14 protein-coding genes are annotated in these 17,891 nt (G+C 70.5%); 5 read left to right on the top strand and 9 right to left on the bottom strand.

Translation table 11 applies throughout. The features are described from left to right. The first annotated feature begins 5 nt into the window (after positions 1-5). From rsmG to KV205_RS01255, 4 genes are all read left to right on the top strand, one after another. Entirely contained in the window at positions 6-722 is a 717-nt protein-coding gene (gene rsmG, locus KV205_RS01270; protein WP_265861409.1) for a 16S rRNA (guanine(527)-N(7))-methyltransferase RsmG, read from the top strand. A 268-nt stretch (positions 723-990) separates the two neighbouring features. After that, positions 991-2,079, top strand: coding sequence for a ParA family protein (locus KV205_RS01265; RefSeq protein WP_265861407.1), 1,089 nt, complete (start codon positions 991-993; stop codon positions 2,077-2,079). Next, entirely contained in the window at positions 2,076-3,191 is a 1,116-nt protein-coding gene (locus tag KV205_RS01260) for a ParB/RepB/Spo0J family partition protein (protein WP_265861405.1), read from the top strand. Before KV205_RS01265 ends, KV205_RS01260 begins: the two co-directional genes overlap by 4 nt. 172 nt (positions 3,192-3,363) lie before the next feature. Further along, entirely contained in the window at positions 3,364-3,981 is a 618-nt protein-coding gene (locus KV205_RS01255) for a GNAT family N-acetyltransferase (RefSeq protein ID WP_265861403.1), read from the top strand. A 96-nt stretch (positions 3,982-4,077) separates the two neighbouring features. On the opposite strand, the gene trxA is transcribed toward KV205_RS01255, so the two are convergent. The 7 genes from trxA to KV205_RS01220 all read right to left on the bottom strand — a co-directional run bounded on the left by trxA (position 4,078) and on the right by KV205_RS01220 (position 13,630). Further along, a complete protein-coding gene (gene trxA, locus KV205_RS01250; protein WP_265861402.1) occupies positions 4,078-4,416 on the bottom strand; it encodes a thioredoxin in 339 nt (112 codons plus the stop codon). Between the two features lie 48 nt (positions 4,417-4,464). After that, positions 4,465-5,430: a thioredoxin-disulfide reductase gene (gene trxB, locus KV205_RS01245; RefSeq protein WP_265861401.1), complete on the bottom strand. Its 966-nt coding sequence runs from the start codon at positions 5,428-5,430 to the stop codon at positions 4,465-4,467. Positions 5,431-5,558: 128 nt separating this feature from the next. Then, positions 5,559-6,437: a hypothetical protein gene (locus KV205_RS01240; RefSeq protein WP_265861399.1), complete on the bottom strand. Its 879-nt coding sequence runs from the start codon at positions 6,435-6,437 to the stop codon at positions 5,559-5,561. After that, a complete protein-coding gene (gene sigM / locus KV205_RS01235; RefSeq protein WP_265861398.1) occupies positions 6,434-7,138 on the bottom strand; it encodes an RNA polymerase sigma factor SigM in 705 nt (234 codons plus the stop codon). The genes KV205_RS01240 and sigM overlap by 4 nt, the downstream gene beginning before the upstream one ends. 27 nt (positions 7,139-7,165) lie before the next feature. Beyond that, positions 7,166-8,878, bottom strand: coding sequence for a protein kinase family protein (locus KV205_RS01230; protein ID WP_265861397.1), 1,713 nt, complete (start codon positions 8,876-8,878; stop codon positions 7,166-7,168). A gap of 129 nt (positions 8,879-9,007) precedes the next feature. Further along, a complete protein-coding gene (gene murJ / locus KV205_RS01225; RefSeq protein WP_265861396.1) occupies positions 9,008-11,215 on the bottom strand; it encodes a murein biosynthesis integral membrane protein MurJ in 2,208 nt (735 codons plus the stop codon). Positions 11,216-11,260: 45 nt separating this feature from the next. Then, entirely contained in the window at positions 11,261-13,630 is a 2,370-nt protein-coding gene (locus KV205_RS01220; RefSeq protein WP_265861395.1) for a DUF6049 family protein, read from the bottom strand. Between the two features lie 240 nt (positions 13,631-13,870). On the opposite strand from KV205_RS01220, the gene KV205_RS01215 reads away from it, so the two are divergent. After that, positions 13,871-15,316 (top strand): CCA tRNA nucleotidyltransferase, encoded by a 1,446-nt coding sequence (locus KV205_RS01215; RefSeq protein WP_265861393.1) that lies wholly within the window; start codon positions 13,871-13,873, stop codon positions 15,314-15,316. A gap of 100 nt (positions 15,317-15,416) precedes the next feature. On the opposite strand, the gene KV205_RS01210 is transcribed toward KV205_RS01215, so the two are convergent. Together KV205_RS01210 and KV205_RS01205 are read right to left on the bottom strand one after the other, a co-directional pair. Then, positions 15,417-16,676, bottom strand: coding sequence for an MFS transporter (locus KV205_RS01210; RefSeq protein ID WP_265861392.1), 1,260 nt, complete (start codon positions 16,674-16,676; stop codon positions 15,417-15,419). A 111-nt stretch (positions 16,677-16,787) separates the two neighbouring features. Beyond that, the gene (locus KV205_RS01205) at positions 16,788-17,870 is read right to left on the bottom strand and encodes an inositol-3-phosphate synthase (protein WP_265861391.1); all 1,083 of its coding nucleotides are present in this window, start codon (positions 17,868-17,870) and stop codon (positions 16,788-16,790) included. Positions 17,871-17,891 lie beyond the last annotated feature (21 nt).

Below are 17,891 nucleotides of genomic sequence, written 5' to 3'. Positions count from 1 at the left end.
TCCCCGTGACGGAGGCAGCGGAGCTTCCCCAGGCGCCGGAGCAGGCCCGGACGGTCTTCGGCGAGTACTTCCCGGAGGCGGTCCGGTACGCGGAGCTCCTGGCGGACGCCGGGGTCAAGCGGGGCCTCATCGGTCCCCGTGAGGTGCCCCGGCTGTGGGAGCGCCATCTCCTGAACTGTGCCGTGCTCTCCGAGGTCGTCCCCGAGGGCGTCACGGTGTGCGATGTCGGCTCGGGCGCCGGCCTGCCCGGTATCCCGCTGGCCCTGGTGCGCCGCGATCTGAAGATCACGCTCCTGGAGCCGCTGCTCCGGCGCACCACCTTCCTCCAGGAAGTCGTCGAGCTGCTCGGTCTCGACCATGTGACCGTGGTCCGCGGCCGTGCCGAGGAGATGCTAGGCAAGCTGCCGCCCGTGCATGTGGTGACCGCCCGCGCCGTGGCGCCGCTCGACCGGCTGGCCGGCTGGGGCGTGCCGCTGCTGCGCCCCTACGGCGAGATGCTCGCGCTCAAGGGCGACACGGCGGAGGAGGAGATCGACGGTGCCCGCGCCGCGCTCGCGAAGCTGGGTGTCGTGGAGGCCTCCGTGCTGCAGGTGGGTGAGGGCGTCGTCGACCCGATGACCACGGTCGTCCGGGTCGAGGTGGGCGAGAGCCCCGGCGGTGTGCGCTTCGCAGCGAAGCGCGCCAAGGCCGCTCGCACCAGCCGCCCCCGTCGGCGCCGCTGAGCGGGTTCGTCGCCACCCACTGATCCGTACAAGCTGCGATACGTACAGATTTCGGAGTGTCGGGCGGTTCCGGCCCTGCGGCGCGTGCATCGTGTTTCACGTGAAACGTCGCTCACTGCTGCAGGGGATCATCAGCCGCGGCCGCGCGGCTGCCACGCCCCGGGACCGCAAGCCTCCGGCGAAACCACCCGTGAGGGTTAGAGGGTTGTCCACAGAGGTGGATTCATCCACAGAACCACGGGCCTCGCTGGTTCACGACCCCGAAAGCATGGCAGGCTCTGTTCATCGCGAGCCTGAAGCCGAGGAGAGTGAATCCTTGCGGTCCGACGCCAACATCGCGGGACCGATGACCGATCCGGTCCCCGGTCCCCGAACCGAATCGGTGGGGATGGATGTTTCACGTGAAACACCGCCCCCGATGGACGACACCCCCATTGGTCGTGCTGCCCAGCTGGCCGTAGAGGCCCTGGGTCGTGCGGGCGAGGGGCTTCCCCGGCCTGCCCAGACCCGCGTGATGGTGGTCGCCAACCAGAAGGGCGGCGTGGGCAAGACGACCACGACCGTCAATCTGGCCGCCTCGCTGGCCCTGCACGGCGCCCGCGTCCTGGTCGTCGACCTCGACCCGCAGGGCAACGCCTCCACGGCACTGGGCATCGACCACCACGCCGAGGTCCCCTCGATCTACGACGTGCTGGTGGAGAGCAAGCCGCTCGCCGAGGTCGTCCAGCCCGTCCGCGATGTCGAGGGTCTCTTCTGTGCCCCCGCCACCATCGATCTGGCAGGTGCCGAGATCGAGCTGGTGTCGCTGGTGGCGCGGGAGAGCCGGCTGCAGCGAGCGATCCAAGCCTACGAGCAGCCGCTCGACTACATCCTGATCGACTGCCCGCCCTCCCTCGGTCTGCTCACGGTCAACGCCCTGGTGGCAGGGGTCGAGGTGCTGATCCCGATCCAGTGCGAGTACTACGCGCTGGAAGGCCTGGGTCAGCTGCTGCGGAACGTCGACCTGGTACGGGGTCACCTCAACCCGACCCTGCACGTCTCGACGATCCTGCTCACCATGTACGACGGCCGGACCCGGCTCGCCTCGCAGGTCGCCGACGAGGTGCGCACCCACTTCGGCGAAGAGGTTCTGCGCACCAGCATCCCGCGCTCCGTGCGCATCTCGGAGGCGCCGAGCTACGGGCAGACCGTGCTCACCTACGACCCGGGCTCCAGCGGCGCCCTGTCGTATCTCGAAGCGGCCCGTGAGATCGCCCTGCGCGGGGTCGATCTGCACTACGACGCCACCCAGGCCCACGGGGGACAGCCTCACCCGGGTCACCAGAACAACCAGCGAATGTCGGAGGGGATCCAGTGAGCGAGCGACGTAGGGGGTTGGGACGCGGTCTCGGCGCGCTGATCCCCGCTGCTCCCCAGGAGCGGCCGGCCCCGGCCGTCGGCGTGGGTGCCATCCCGGCCGCGGCCTCTCCCGGCGCCATCCCGGCGCTCGGCTCCGACCGCGGAGTGGCCGCCGCCAAGCTGGCGACCCTGCCGGCGAGCCCGCAGTCCCCGGACTCCGTGGTGCCGGCCGCCGAGCCGGAGCCGCTGCCGGAGTCCCCTGCCGGGGCGCACTTCGCCGAGCTGCCGCTCGACTCGATCACGCCGAACCCGCGCCAGCCGCGTGAGGTCTTCGACGAGGACGCCCTGGCCGAGCTGATCACCTCCATCAAGGAGGTCGGTCTGCTGCAGCCCGTCGTCGTCCGGCAGCTGGGCCCCGAGCGCTACGAGCTCATCATGGGCGAGCGCCGCTGGCGGGCCTGCCGTGAGGCCGGCCTGGAGCGGATCCCGGCGATCGTGCGGGCCACCGAGGACGAGAAGCTGCTTCTGGACGCCCTCCTGGAGAACCTGCACCGGGCCCAGTTGAACCCGCTGGAGGAGGCCGCCGCCTACGACCAGCTCCTCAAGGACTTCAACTGCACCCACGACCAGCTGGCCGACCGCATCGGACGCTCGCGTCCCCAGGTCTCCAACACGCTGCGTCTGCTGCGGCTGTCCCCGCCGGTGCAGCGCCGGGTGGCCGCCGGAGTCCTGTCGGCCGGTCACGCCCGTGCCCTGCTCTCCGTGGACGACGCGGAGGTGCAGGACAAGCTGGCCTATCGGATCGTCGCCGAAGGCCTGTCGGTGCGGGCCGTCGAGGAGATCGTCACCCTGATGGGCTCGGAGCCCTCGTCTCCGGTCAAGCCCAAGGGCCCGCGGGCCGGCGCCCGAGTCTCCCCGGCGCTGCGCGATCTGGCGACCCGTCTGTCCGACCGCTTCGAGACCCGGGTGAAGGTCGACCTGGGCCAGAAGAAGGGCAAGATCGTCGTCGAGTTCGCCTCGATGGAGGATCTGGAGCGGATCCTCTCGACGCTGGCTCCGGGCGAGGGCCGGGTCATGGACCAGGGCGCGTCCGCCCAGGACGACGAGGACGGGCAGGACGTCGAGGGCTGAGTTCCGCGAGGGCTGAGTTCCCTCGCTTTCGTCCCCGGGGCGGGGCGCGACCGGCATGCACCGGAACGCGCTCCGCCCTTTGCCTGTCCGCGGTATCGCCCCGATCGGCCCCTCGTTACGATTCTGAGAGGCATATTCGTACAGCGATGGCCGAAGGAAGCGAGGAACAGCCGTGGGGCGTCGGCTCGTACCGCTCACGCTGGACAACCTTCCGGATCTCCCCAAGCGATGCCGTTCCTGTGTCTTCTGGGAGCTCGATCCGGTGAGTGGCGAGGCCGCCGTGAAGGCCGGCCGCCCGGAGCTGGAGAAGGAGGCCTGGATCTCCGCCGTGCTCCTCGAATGGGGCTCCTGCGGACGGGTGGTCTACGTCGACGACATCCCCGTCGGCTATGTCCTCTACGCGCCGCCGGCCTATGTGCCCCGCTCCACCGCCTTCCCCACGAGCCCGGTCGCCGCGGACGCCGTGCAGTTGATGACCGCGTGGATCATGCCGGGGTATCAGGGGCAGGGTCTCGGGCGGGTGATGGTGCAGACGGTCGCGAAGGATCTGCTGCGGCGGGGCTTCAAAGCGATCGAGGCCTTCGGAGACGCCCGCTGGAAAGAGCCGGCCTGTGTGCTCCCCGCCGACCATCTGCTCTCCGTGGGCTTCAAGACCGTACGGCCCCATCCGAGCTTTCCCCGGCTGCGCCTGGAGCTGAGGACGACGCTCTCCTGGAAGGAGGACGTCGAGATGGCGCTCGACCGTCTGCTCGGCGCCGTCCAGAAGGAGCCCGCGCTGCGCCCGCTCTGAGCACCCGCACCGCCCGATGACGAAGGCCCGCCCCCCTCGCAAGGGGGGCGGGCCTTCGCCGTTTCACGTGAAACAGCGTGTGCCGAGCGGCAGACGTCAGGCCTTCTTGGCCTCGATGTAGTCATCGAGGTCGCGCAGGATCGCGGCCTTCGGCTTGGCGCCGACGATCGTCTTCACGACCTCGCCGTTCTGGTAGACGTTCAGCGTCGGGATCGACATGACGCCGTACTTGGCGGCGATGCCCGGGTTCTCGTCGATGTTGAGCTTCACGACCTCGATCTCGTCGTGCTCGGCGGCGATGGCCTCGAGGGACGGGGCGATCTGGCGGCAGGGGCCGCACCAGGCCGCCCAGAAGTCCACGAGGACGGGCTTGTCGCTCTTGAGGACGTCCTGCTCGAAGGAAGCGTCGGTCACGTTCTTCAGGGTGCCGGCCACGGCGCCCTCCTTAATTCTTCGGGGTGTGGGCTGAGGGGAGCGTAGGGGTCAGACCGCGGGGGTCTCGGCGAGCTTCTCGCTGTCGGCGAGGGCGGCGAGGAAGCGCTCGGCGTCGAGGGCGGCGGAGCAGCCGGTACCGGCGGCGGTGATGGCCTGACGGTAGGTGTGGTCGACGACGTCGCCGGCACCGAAGACGCCCGAGAGGTTGGTGCGCGTGGACGGCGCGTCGACCTTCAGGTAGCCCTCCGCGTCCAGATCCAGCTGGCCCTTGAAGAGCTCGGTGCGCGGGTCGTGGCCCACGGCGATGAAGAGGCCCGTCACCGGGAGCTCGCTGGTCTCGCCCGTCTTGGTGTTGCGCAGGGTCAGACCGCTGAGCTTCTGGTCACCGTGGATCTCGGCGACCTCGCTGTCCCAGGCGAACTTGATCTTCGGGTCGGCGAAGGCGCGCTCCTGCATCGCCTTGGAGGCTCGCAGGCTGTCCCGGCGGTGGACGATGGTGACCGACTTGGCGAAGCGCGAGAGGAAGGTGGCCTCCTCCATCGCGGTGTCGCCGCCGCCGACCACGGCGATGTCCTGGTCCCGGAAGAAGAAGCCGTCGCAGGTGGCGCACCAGGAGACACCACGACCGGACAGGGTGTCCTCGTTCGGCAGGCCGAGCTTGCGGTGCTGGGAGCCGGTGGTGACGATGACGGCCTTGGCGCGGTACACGTTGCCGGCGGTGTCCGTGACGGTCTTGATCTCGCCGGTGAGGTCCACGGCGACGACGTCGTCCGGCACGAGCTCGGCGCCGAAGCGCTCGGCCTGGGCCCTCATGTTGTCCATGAGGTCCGGGCCCATGATGCCGTCACGGTAGCCGGGGAAGTTCTCGACCTCGGTCGTGTTCATCAGGGCGCCACCGGCGGTGACGGCTCCCTCGAACACGAGCGGCTGCAGCGACGCGCGAGCCGTGTAGAGCGCAGCGGTGTAACCCGCGGGCCCGGAGCCGATGATGATCACGTTACGGACGTCGCTCACGGGTTTCTTCCTCGTCTCTGCAGACTGCTACTGCCTACGGGGGCGGTCGGATCGGTCACTCTCACCCCACCCAACCGATCCTACGGGGCAAGCATTCCCGTGAACGCAGCCCGGCACGGCGCAGAGTTTCAGGAGCGCGGGACGGATTCCTTCAGCAGGACCTCGCCCGGGGCGTTTCCGCCGCCGGAGGCGCAGCCGGCGTCGACCACATAGGCCTGGACCCGGGTGCTGTCGGCGCTGTCCGGCAGCACCACGAGATAGGCGGGCGTCCCCTGGTAGTCGCCCTGCCGGAAGGCGAGGACGGGCTCCGTGCGGCCGGTGCCGGCCTTGACGCACGCGGGCAGGGCCGAGGGCAGTGCCCGGTGTTGTGCGTCGCCGCCGCTCTCGGCCGACATCGACTTGGGGGCGGCGTTCTGATCCTGGGGAGCCTTGAAGGTGCCGTTCGGGGCGAGCAGCGTTCGTACGGTGGTCGCCACCGGCTGCCCGTCGAACCGCGAGGCGCTCGCCGCGCTGACCGACCGGTCCGCGGTGCTGTCAGGGGTCGACTGGACGAAGAACACACCCAGGCCCAAGGCGGCGACGCCGAACACGGTCCCGAGGACCGCGACCCGGCGGCGCCGGGCCGTGCGGGGGCGCCCGGGGCCACGAGTGGCAGAGGGGTGCCCGGCCGGCCGGCCGCCGGCGGCAGCGGAGGGCGAGGTGCGGGCGGGCGATGTTTCACGTGAAACACGCGCCTCGGTGTCCGGCGCGGTCGCGCTCAGGAGCGCCTCGGCGGCGAGGGCGGCGTCGATCCGCCCGGCGATCTCGGCTGGCATCCGGGGCGGCCCGGGGAGGGTGCCCAGCAGCCCCCGGATCTCCTCCAGAGAGTCCCGTACGTCCGCACAGAGGGGACAGCCGCCGAGGTGCTGCCGTACGGCGGCGCTTCGGGTGGGCGGGAGCAGCCCCTCGGTGAGGTCGGAGATCTCCGAGACGTCCGGGTGCTGAGTCGTGTCGGCCGCGGAAGTCACGCGCGTCCACCTCCGCCCTTCACAGCCGCTTGATTGCTCGGTCCGGTGTCCGTCGGTCCCGGCACCGGTGGGACGGATGCCCCCGGCGTCCGGTTCCTTCCCCGGTCCGAGCCCTCGTTACCCACCGTGTCCCCGCGCAGATGAGTGAGCATCGGCAGGAGTTTGGCCCGTCCGCGTGCACAGCGGCTCTTCACGGTCCCGGTGGGGACATCGAGGATACGAGCGGCCTCGGCGACCGGGTATCCCTGCATGTCGACGAGGACGAGCGCGGCCCGCTGTTCCCCGGGCAGGGTGGCGAGCGCGGCCAGGAGCTGGCGGTGGAGGTCCTGGCGCTCCGCGGGTGCCTCGGCGGACTCGACGGGTTCGAGGAGCTGCTCGAACCGGTCCGTGTCGTCCACGGGGGAGGTGCGCCGTGAGGCCGCCTTGCGGGCCCGGTCGAGACAGGCGTTCACGGTGATCCGGTGCAGCCAGGTCGTGACGGCTGACTGGCCCCGGAAGGTGTGGGCGGCCCGGAAGGCCGACACCAGGGCGTCCTGGACGGCGTCAGCGGCCTCCTCGCGGTCGCCGAGCGTCCGCAGAGCCACCGCCCACAGGCGGTCCCGGTGCCGGCGGACGAGCTCACCGAAGGCCTCGGGATCGCCGGCCACGTGGCAGGCCAGCAGGTCCTGGTCGCTGCGCTCGTCGCGTATGGCGTCGTCCAACGGTGAGCCCCTCCCCCCGGTGTCGTGTCAGCTGGTGATCTTGATGTCCGAGATCTCGCCCCGGAATCCGCCCGGGACGCTCGGCAGGTCGGTCAGCCAGACGAGCACATAGCGCGTCTTCACGGGCTTGGCCGGAGTGAGATTCACCTGCGTGCCCGACTGCGCGGCCTGCTTGGTGAAGTCGTCGATCCGATCGGGCTGCGAGGAGAAGTTCTCGGGAGTCGTCCGGACCTCGACCGACGTGACGCCGTGGAACGCCACCTCGACCTTGGCGACCTGCTGGACCTTGCCGAGGTCGAGGATGATGCCGACCCCGTCCTTCAGGTTGCCGAACTTCGAGTTCCGTTCGTACCGCATGGTCGTCCACGCGGTGCTCGGGTCACCGTCGTAGGTGTTCTTTATGTCCTCGGGGTTCTCCCGGCCGTCGTCGCTCTGCGGGTCGAAGTCCCGTGCGTCGACGATCGTGACCGGCTTCCCGTCCGCCGTCGGCTCCTTGTTGTCCGGCTCCTGCTGCGGCTGGGTGTTCTGCGGGGTCTCGGTGCCCTTGTCCTGGTCCAGGAGCCGGTCCGCGATCTGCCAGCTGCCGAGGCCCAGGGCGGCGATCAGGAGGGCCGAGACGGCCCACTTGAGGGCCCGGCCCGTGCGGCTCTGCAGCGGGGGCGGCGGGATCACGACGGGCTGGGTGGCCACGGGACGCTGCTGGGGGCGCCCGTAGGTGCCCTGCTGGTACGTGGTGCGCTGGTACTCCGGCGGGGCCGGGAGCGGGAACTCCGGCTCCGGCGGGCGGATGCGGGGCATCGCCGCGACGGCCTTGGCGAGCTCGTCCGGGGTGGTGCAGGGCGGCTCCTGGCGCGAGGCGGTGGCCCCGTCGTTCGCGAGGGCGCGCATGGCGATCTCGGAGAGGCCGCGGTGGACGCCGGCCCGGACCTGGTCCGGGGCGAGCAGCCCGACGCCCTTGGGAAGCCCGGAGAGGCCGTAGGCGTCGTTCTCGTACGGCCAGCGCTGGGTGAGCGCCGCGTACAGCAGGGCGCCGATCGCCTCGGTGTCCGTGCGCTGGGGGCGTTCGGCGCTGATGCCGCGCAGCGCGGCGTTCACGGCGAGACCGCGGATGCGGTACTGGCCGGTCGAACTGCGCAGTACGGCGCTCGGGGTGAGCCGGAGGTGGGAGAGGCCCTCGCGGTGGGCGGCGGCCATCGCCTGGGAGACCTGGCTTACGAGCTGGTAGGCGTCGTGCGGCTCCATGGGGCCGGCCGCGAGCAGCGCGGTCAGCTCGGTGGAGTCGGGCAGCCACTCGTGCACGACGTAGACGAGGTCGTTCTCCTCGACCGCGTCGAGGACCTGCACGAAGCGCGGGTCGCCGAGGAGCGCGGCGGAGCGCGCGGCGGCGAGCACGGAGCGGGCCCGGGAGTGGTCGGCGGGCAGGATGTGCACGCCGACGGCACGGCGCAGTTTCTCGTCGACGGCACGCCAGCTGCTGAATCCGTCCAGACGGGTGACGCATTCCTCCAGCCGGTACCGCCTCGCCAGCTTGTGGCCGCTGTGCAGCTCCGGTGCCGTGATGGAAGGCTGTTCGCCGTTCTTTCGTTCGCCCGCCTTGCTCTCCGTGGCCTCGGCGGTCGTGACCGCCTTCTTCTGCGCTTCCGCCACCCCGTCGGTCGCGGCCTTGTCCGCCTTGGCGGTCAGCGGGTCGTCACCGCTGTTGTCGGCCACGTCGACGGCAGCCGTGCTACGTTCCGCCACCGTCGTTCCTGCCTCCCCATCCGTTGCGCCACATCCAACAGCCATGCCAATTGTGCCCACAGTCCGGCGCTATGCACGACACGCGTCGGCAGCCGATGGTTGTGCGAACCCCACGGCGCCCGCTTGCGGTCAGCGTCCCAGACGTCCGCGGACCATACCCACCATGGAGTTGAGCTCCGCGATCCGCATGCGCTTGGCGGCCACGAAGAACACTCCGAGCAGCACCGCACCGCCCACGAGGAGCGCGACGAGCGAGCCGAGCGCGCCCTCGCCGAGCAGCTTCAACAGGCCGAAGCCGACCGCGCCTGCGACGACCGCGGCGGGCAGCGAGGCCAGGCACAGCCGTGCGTAGGTGCGCAGCACGTGCGAGCCGTCCAGGTCGCCGCCGAGCCGGTTGCGCAGCCGGCGCCAGGCGACGCCGACGCCGACCGCGTAGGCCAGTCCGTAGGAGGCGGCCATGCCGACGACGGCCCACTGGGCGGGCAGCAGGACGTAACAGACGGCCGAGGCGGCCGCGTTGACGGCGGCCACGATGACGGTGTTGTAGAAGGGCGTCCGGGTGTCTTCGTAGGCGTAGAAGCCACGGAGCACGACGTACTGCACCGAGTAGGGGATCAGGCCGAGGCCGAAGGCCATCAGGATGAAGCCCATGCCCTGGGCGGCCTCGACGCCGCTGGAGGCATAGAGCAGGGTGCACATCGGGACGCCGAGCGCGAGGAACGCGAAGGAGACCGGGACGATCGCGACGGCCGAGTTGCGCAGGCCCTGTGAGATGTCGTCACGGACGGCACCCGGGTCGTCGTCGGAGGCGGCGCGGGAGATGCGCGGCAGCAGCGCGGCCATGACCGAGACGGTGATGATGGCCTGCGGCATGCCCCAGATCAGCTGGGCGTTGGAGTAGGCGAGGAAGCCGGCGCCGTTCTTGCCGGACTCCTCTCCGGCGGCGGTGGCGAGCTGGGTGACGACCAGGACACCGGCCTGGTTGGCGAGGACGAACAGCACGGTCCACTTGGCCAGCTTGACCGTCTTGCCGAGGCCGTGGCCCTTCCAGTCGAAGCGGGGGCGGAAGCGGAAACCGGTCTCGCGCAGATACGGGATCATCGCCAGGGCCTGGACGGCCAGGCCGAGCAGGGTGCCGATGCCGAGCAGCCGGATGCCCTCGTCGGGGATCGTCTGGACGCCCATGTGGGACTCGGCGGAGGTGCCGTACACCCAGATGAACAGGCCGAACGTCACGATCATCACGATGTTGTTGAGGACCGGGGTCCACATCATCGCGCCGAACTTGCCGCGGGCGTTGAGGATCTGACCCATCACCACGTGCACACCCATGAAGAAGATGGTGGGCAGGCAGTAGCGGGCGAAGGTGACGGCGACGCTGTTGGCCGCCGCGTCGTCCGCGATGGTGTTGGACATCAGCCGGATCAGCACCGGTGCGGCGAACACGGCGATCGCCACGATCGCGCCGAGCGCGACCATGACGAGGGTGAGGAGCCGGTTGGCGTAGGCCTCGCCGCCGTCCTCGTCGTTCTTCATGGAGCGGACCAGCTGCGGCACGAAGACCGAGTTGAGGCCGCCGCCGACGGTGAGGATGTAGATCATCGTCGGGAGGGTGTAGGCGACGGTGAAGGTGTCACCGAGGAGGGCGGCGCCGAGGGCGCCGGTGATGACCAGGCTGCGGACGAAGCCGGTGAGCCGGGAGACGAGGGTGCCGGCGGCCATCACGGCGCTCGACTTGAGCAGCCCGGAGGCGCGGCCGGCCTTCTTCGGGGCGGGCGCGGGCATGGGGTTCGGCTCCGGAGCGGGCGGCGGCACCTGGCCGGAGGCCTGCTGGTCCCGATAGAGGTGGGCGAACGCGTCGGGCTCCGGCTGCTCCTCCCCCGCGTGGGTCACCAGGTCGTCGACGCCGGTGAACTGGACCGTGCGGGCGTCGTCGCCGTACGGCAGATGGCGTGAGGGGCCGTCCGGCTCGGGCGCGGGCGTCTGGGCCCACACCCGGGGGTCCGGGGCGTGCTGGGGCGCGGCGGGCTGCTGGTAGAGCGGCTGCGGCTCCGCGTAGGTGCCCGGCGGGGGCGGCGGGTGCGCGGCGCGGTCGTAGAGCGCCTCGGTCACCGGGTCCTGGGCAGCCAGGTCCCGCGCCTGGTAGGGGTCGTGGGTGTAGGCGTCCTGGACGTACGGGTCCTGGGCGTAGGGCTGCTGCTGATCCGGTGCGTACGGGTCAGGGGCGGCCTGCTGCGGCGGTGGCACCGGCGCAGGGCCGGGTGCCGCGGGCGTGCCACCGGACGGCGTGGTGCCACCCGCGCCCTGACCGCGGTCACCGTCGTACGGCGCGTTCATGGTTACCCCACCTCATCGTCTCCGGCCGACCGGCCACGACATCGCTCAACGGTCCACTTTCTCACCCGGGCCCGACGGGTCGCCGCTTTCGGACCCGGTGTCCGGTGTCGGGTCACTCGGCTGCTCGGGATCCGCGTCCTCCGACGGGGCGGCGGCCCCGGGCTCGTCGTCCCCGGCGTCGCCCGCCGCGTCGGCCTCGGTCTCCGCGGCGGCCTCCGCCTCGGCGCTGCGGGCGGCGGCGCGCTTGCGCGCGCTGTACATCCGGACGCCGGCGAGGACGAGCAGCAGCACACCGCCGGCGATGACGAGCATCACCGTGGGGGTGATCTCGGAGACCTTCACGGTGAAGGTCATCGGATCGCCGTAGGGAGTGCCGTCCTCGGTGTAGAGCTGGGCCGTCATGGTGACCGGACCGTTGGCGTTGGCCGAGGCGTCGAACTTCACCGACTGGCTGTGCCCGCCGTCGATCTTCACCGGGCGGGCCGCCTCGCCGGTGTCGCCGTCCAGCTTCAGACGCGTCTTGTTGCTGGACTTCAGCTTGAGGACCAGGTGGTCCACGCCCTGGAGCAGCCGGTTCTGCACGGTCACCGGGATGGTGGCGCTGCGGCCGGACAGCGTGAGGTCGGACTTCTCGAACAGCCGCACTTCCTGTGTGAGGTTGCCCAGGTAGTCCTGGACCTCCCTGCGGTAGAGGGCCGCCGAGGGCGCCTCTCCGCGCCACGAGGTCGACATCTCGCGGCTGATCGCGTTGGTGAAGGGCGGCACCACGCGGTCGGGGAAGGTCAGGATGACCTGGAAGTCGTCCAGCCGGTCGCGGGTCAGCTTCATCTGGCGGAACGCGTCGGCGTCCAGCTCCTGGGCCCGCAGCTTCTTCGGGTAGGCCGAGCTGCCGGGGACCCGCTTCGAGGCGTCGGGGTCGGACTGCGTGGCGGCGGCCTGCAGGTCGACCGGCTCCGTCCAGCGCTTGGCGGCGAGGCTCTGCAGGCCCTTCGCCATGGCCTGGGCCTGCGAGGTGCTGGGCATGCGCTGCGGCGCGACCACGACGCTGCGCTGGTCCTCGGGCAGCTCCAGGGTGATCGCGAGCGACTGGGCGAGGAACTCCTGCACGGCCAGGGTCGAGTTCTCGGCCTTGATCATCTCGCCCTGGAAGGCGGTCGACAGGCCCGCGTCGCTGACGATCGCGGTGGTGCCGCCGCCGATGGGGCGGGCCGAGGTCGGCGTGTACGAGAGGTCGTCGCGGAAGCTGTCGCTGCGGGCGATCACGTTCCGCGCGCCGGCGGAGGTGGCGACCGCCATGATCGACGGGTCCACGGCGCCGTCGACGGGCCAGGCGAAGTCGGTGGACGGCTTCACGTGCAGGACGGTCTCCACGGTGGTGGCGGCCAGTGCCGTCGCCTGCTGGAGGTGGCTGAGCGAGCCGGGAACGTCCTTGCCGTGGTGGGCCAGGGAGGCCAGGTCAGGGTCGGCGAAGGGCAGCGCGACGACCTTGCGGCCCTGGACGGCCTTCTCCAGGTCGTTCAGCCAGCGCTCGGCGATCGCCTGGTTGCGGCCCGGGACCTCCGTCGTGCCGTTCTTGATCATGTACGGCTCGGTCATGGCCGTGACGCTGGCCAGCAGGTCCGGGTCGATCACCCAGGTGACCGGGAGGTCCTTGCCGAGCGAGACCATCTCGTGGAGCCGGCCGCCGGGGGCCAACTCGGCCGCCAGGTCGTCGTTCTCGAAGACCGGGGTCTGCTGCTGGTCGGCGCCCGTCTCCGCGGAGACATGGGCGGTGGAGATCAGCGGCCAGAGATAGCTGAGCTGGGTCTTCTTCTCGGCGGCCTCGGGCTGGAAGGGCAGCAGCGTCCGCTCGATGCCGAGGACCCGACCGTAGGACTGGCTCGCCGTCTGGCCGGTCAGGGAGACCCCGAGCTGATAGACCCCGGCCTCGTCCAGTTCGAGCTTGGAGACCGGCACGGAGAGCGTGAAGTCCTTGCTCAGGCCGGCGCCCAGCCGGGGGATCTTCACCGTGTAGGGGCCGCCCAGCGGAGCCGGGTCGCGGCCGTCCCGGTAGGCCCGGCGGCCGGAGACCTCGTCGATCTCGCTGCGGCTGCTCAGCCGGGGGCCGACGCGCAGATCGACCGTGGCGTCCGTCACGGCCTGCTTGCCCTGGTTGGTGACCGTGCCCGTGATGGTGACCGTGTCGCCCTCCACCGGGGCGCTCGGGGTCAGCGTGTCGAGGGACACATCGACGGTTCCGCCGCCCTTCGTGCTCTCGGCGGCCGTCGTCTCGGCCGCCGCCGCGGCTTCGGGGGCGGGAGTGCCCGGGAGGAATCCGGCCAGTAGCGGGGCGGCGACGGCGAGTGAGGCCGTGCGCCGCAGCCAGCGGCGGGCAGGTGAGGGAACGGTCCCCTGGATAGCTGCCGCCTCGGCCACGCGTCGCCCGTCCTCGTCGTTGTCTGTGGTGTCAGTGGTGTCGCTGGTGGTTCCCGGTTGCTGTGTCCAGGCATGGTAACGATGCACGCGGGGGCCAAGTGCCGGGGACTGCTCCAGCCGATGGGCCGGAGCGGGCCGGCAGCGGACCGAGAGTGGACCGGGAATGGACCGGACAGCGGGCCGGACGGCGGGAGAAAACGGGGACGTCGCGGTGGGCCGGTGCACGTACCCTTTTCTGTTGTGCCGAACGCCAACGAAGACACCCCGACTGCCCTGAGCCAGGTGCAACGCCGCGCGGTCAGTGAACTACTGCGTGTGTCCCCTGTCGCCGACGACCTCGCCCGCCGCTTCAAGGATGCCGGGTTCAGCCTCGCGCTGGTCGGCGGCTCGGTGCGCGACGCCCTCCTCGGCCGTCTCGGCAACGACCTGGACTTCACCACCGACGCCCGCCCCGAGGCCGTACTGAAGATCGTGCGCCCCTGGGCCGACGCCGTCTGGGAGGTCGGAATCGCCTTCGGCACCGTCGGCTGCCAGAAGGACGGCTACCTGGTGGAGATCACCACCTACCGCTCCGAGGCGTACGACCGCACTTCGCGCAAGCCCGAGGTCTCCTACGGCGACTCCATCGAGGAGGACCTGGTCCGGCGCGACTTCACCGTCAACGCCATGGCCGTGGCACTCCCCGAGAAGGAGTTCATCGACCCGCACGGCGGCCTGGAGGACCTCGCCGAGCAGGTGCTGCGCACCCCGGGCACCCCCGAGGAGTCCTTCTCCGACGACCCGCTGCGCATGATGCGGGCGGCCCGCTTCGCCGCACAGCTGGACTTCGAGGTGGCCCCCGAGGTCGTCACGGCGATGACGGAGATGGCCGAGCGGCTGGAGATCGTCTCCGCCGAGCGCGTCCGTGAGGAGTTCAACAAGCTCCTGCTCTCCGCCCACCCCCGCAAGGGCCTCGGTCTCCTCGTGGACACGGGCCTGGCCGCCCATGTGATCCCCGAGCTGCCGGCGCTGCGCCTGGAGAGCGATGAGCATCACCGGCACAAGGACGTCTACGAGCACTCGCTGACCGTGCTGGAGCAGGCCATCGACCTGGAGGAGGACGGCCCCGACCTGGTGCTGCGCCTGGCCGCTCTGCTTCACGACATCGGCAAGCCGCGTACCCGTCGCTTCGAGAAGGACGGCCGGGTCTCCTTCCACCACCACGAGGTGGTCGGCGCGAAGATGACCAAGAAGCGCATGACGGCGCTGAAGTACTCCAACGAGATGATCAAGGACGTCTCTCGTCTGGTGGAGCTGCATCTGCGCTTCCACGGCTACGGCTCGGGCGAGTGGACCGACTCCGCCGTCCGCCGTTACGTCCGGGACGCGGGCCCGCTGCTCTCCCGGCTGCACAAGCTGACCCGCTCCGACTGCACCACCCGGAACAAGCGCAAGGCTGCCGCGCTCTCCCGTACGTACGACGGCCTGGAGGAGCGCATCGCGCAGCTCCAGGAACAGGAGGAGCTGGACTCGATCCGTCCGGACCTGGACGGCAACCAGATCCAGGAGATCCTGGGCATCCGCCCCGGACCCGCCGTCGGCCAGGCCTACAAATTCCTGCTTGAGCTGCGGCTGGAGAACGGCCCGATGGAGCAGGACGCCGCCGTCGGCGCGCTCAAGGAGTGGTGGGCGAGCCGACAGGGCTGACGCGGATGCCACCGTTTCGCGGTTGATGTTTCACGGTCGATGTTTCACGTGAAACATCGACGCGGCGGTCTCGGGCAGGGGTGATGTTTCACGTGAAACATCACCCCTTTCTGGTGGTGCGGGCCAGGGCGAGCGCGAGCAGTGCGTAGAGCAGGGTCACGAGCAGCACGATCGTGGGGGACCGCCCGTCCGGCGGCAGCATCGCGGCCGCGACCCCGGCGGCGCCGACGAAGGCGACGTTGAAGAGCACGTCGTAGAGGGAGAAGACCCGCCCGCGATAGGCGTCGTCCACGGAGGTCTGTACGACGGTGTCGGTGGCGATCTTCGCGCCCTGGGTGATGAGGCCGAGCACGAAGGCGGCCACGAGGAACGGCGTCCGGGCGAAGGTGAGGCCAAGCGCGGGCGTCAGTACGGCGGCGGAACCCGTGCACACGGTCATCCAACCGAAGGCGCCGAAACGCCCCACCGCCCACGGCGAGAGCACGGCCGCCGCGAAGAACCCGGCCCCGGAGGCGGCGACGGCCAGCCCGAGGACGGCAAGGCCCTGCGACTCCGTGGTGCTCCAGGCGTACCGGGAGAGCATGAGCACGGTCACGAAGAGGGCGCCATAGCAGAAGCGCATCACCGTCACGGCGGAGAGCGCGCGGGCGGCGGCGCGGCGCTCGGACAGATGGCGCAGCCCGCTCATCAGCCCCCGGGCGGTGGAGGCCAGCGCGGCGGAGAGCCGGGGCTGGAGGAGCTCCGGGTCGGGACCGAGGAGCTCGCGGGACATCCGCAGCGAGGCGAGCGCGGAGCAGAGATAGAGGACGGCGCCCAGGAGGACCACGGCGGCGTCGGAGTCGTCCGCCACGAGGCGTACGCCGAAGGCCAGACCGCCGCCCAGGGTCGCGGCCAGGGTGCCGGCGGTCGGCGAGAGCGAGTTGGCGATGACAAGGCGTTCGGCGTCGACCACGCGCGGGAGTGCGGCGGAGAGGCCGGCCAGGACGAAGCGGTTGACGGCCGTGACGGAGAGGGCGGAGGCGTAGAACAGCCACTCCGGCACGGAGGCCAGCATGAGCACCGCGGTGCCGCCGGCCAGCAGGGCCCGGAGCAGGTTTCCGTAGAGGAAGACCTGGCGCCGCTGCCAGCGGTCGAGCAGGACGCCGGCGAAGGGGCCGACGAGGGAGTAGGGGAGCAGGAGCACGGCCATGGCGGAGGCGATGGCGGCGGCGCTGGTCTCCTTCTCCGGGGAGAAGACGACATACGTGGCCAGGGCGACCTGGTAGACGCCGTCGGCGCACTGGGAGAGCAGGCGGACGGCCAGCAGGCGGCGGAAGTTGCGCAGCCGCAGGAGGACGCGCAGATCACGCACGACGGACATGGCAGCAAGACTCACATACGACGAGGGCCCCCGGGCAGTGCCACGGGGACCCTCGTCAGTGAGCCTTCGTCGGGATCTCGACGGCCGGCGGGCCGCAGGGAGACCGTCGGGTCAGCGCTCGACCTCGCCCTTGATGAACTTCTCGACGTTGGCGAAGGCCTCGTCGTCGAAGTACTGGACCGGCGGGGACTTCATGAAGTAGCTCGACGCGGAGAGGATCGGGCCGCCGATGCCGCGGTCCTTGGCGATCTTCGCGGCGCGCAGGGCGTCGATGATGACACCCGCGGAGTTCGGGGAGTCCCAGACCTCGAGCTTGTACTCCAGGTTCAGCGGGACGTCGCCGAAGGCACGGCCCTCAAGGCGCACGTACGCCCACTTGCGGTCGTCCAGCCAGGCCACGTAGTCCGAGGGGCCGATGTGGACGTTCTTCTCGCCGAGGTCCCGGTCGGGGATCTGGGAGGTGACGGCCTGCGTCTTGGAGATCTTCTTGGACTCCAGGCGCTCGCGCTCGAGCATGTTCTTGAAGTCCATGTTGCCGCCGACGTTGAGCTGCATGGTGCGCTCGAGACGGACACCGCGGTCCTCGAACAGCTTCGCCATCACACGGTGCGTGATGGTGGCGCCGACCTGGGACTTGATGTCGTCACCGACGATCGGGACACCGGCCTCGGTGAACTTGTCCGCCCACTCCTTGGTGCCGGCGATGAAGACCGGGAGGGCGTTGACGAAGGCGACCTTGGCGTCGATGGCGCACTGGGCGTAGAACTTCGCCGCGTCCTCGGAGCCCACGGGCAGGTAGCAGACGAGAACGTCGACCTGCTTGTCCTTGAGGACCTGGACGACATCGACCGGGGCCTCGGCGGACTCCTCGATGGTCAGGCGGTAGTACTTGCCGAGACCGTCGAGGGTGTGGCCGCGCTGGACCGTGACGCCCTTGTTCGGGACGTCGCAGATCTTGATGGTGTTGTTCTCGCTGGCGCCGATGGCGTCGGACAGGTCGAGGCCGACCTTCTTCGCGTCGACGTCGAACGCGGCCACGAACTCCACGTCGCCGACGTGGTAGTCGCCGAACTGGACGTGCATCAGGCCGGGCACCTTGGTCGCCGGGTCGGCGTCCTTGTAGTACTCGACGCCCTGCACCAGCGAGGCGGCGCAGTTGCCCACGCCGACGATGGCTACGCGAACCGAACCCATTCCGGTTGCTCCCTGTGTGAT

It is taken from the genome of Streptomyces sp. SKN60, from assembly GCF_026236535.1.
GTDB lineage: Bacteria > Actinomycetota > Actinomycetes > Streptomycetales > Streptomycetaceae > Streptomyces.
The sequence above is the reverse complement of the archived record's forward strand: the minus strand, read 5'-3'. Positions and strand labels throughout refer to the sequence as shown.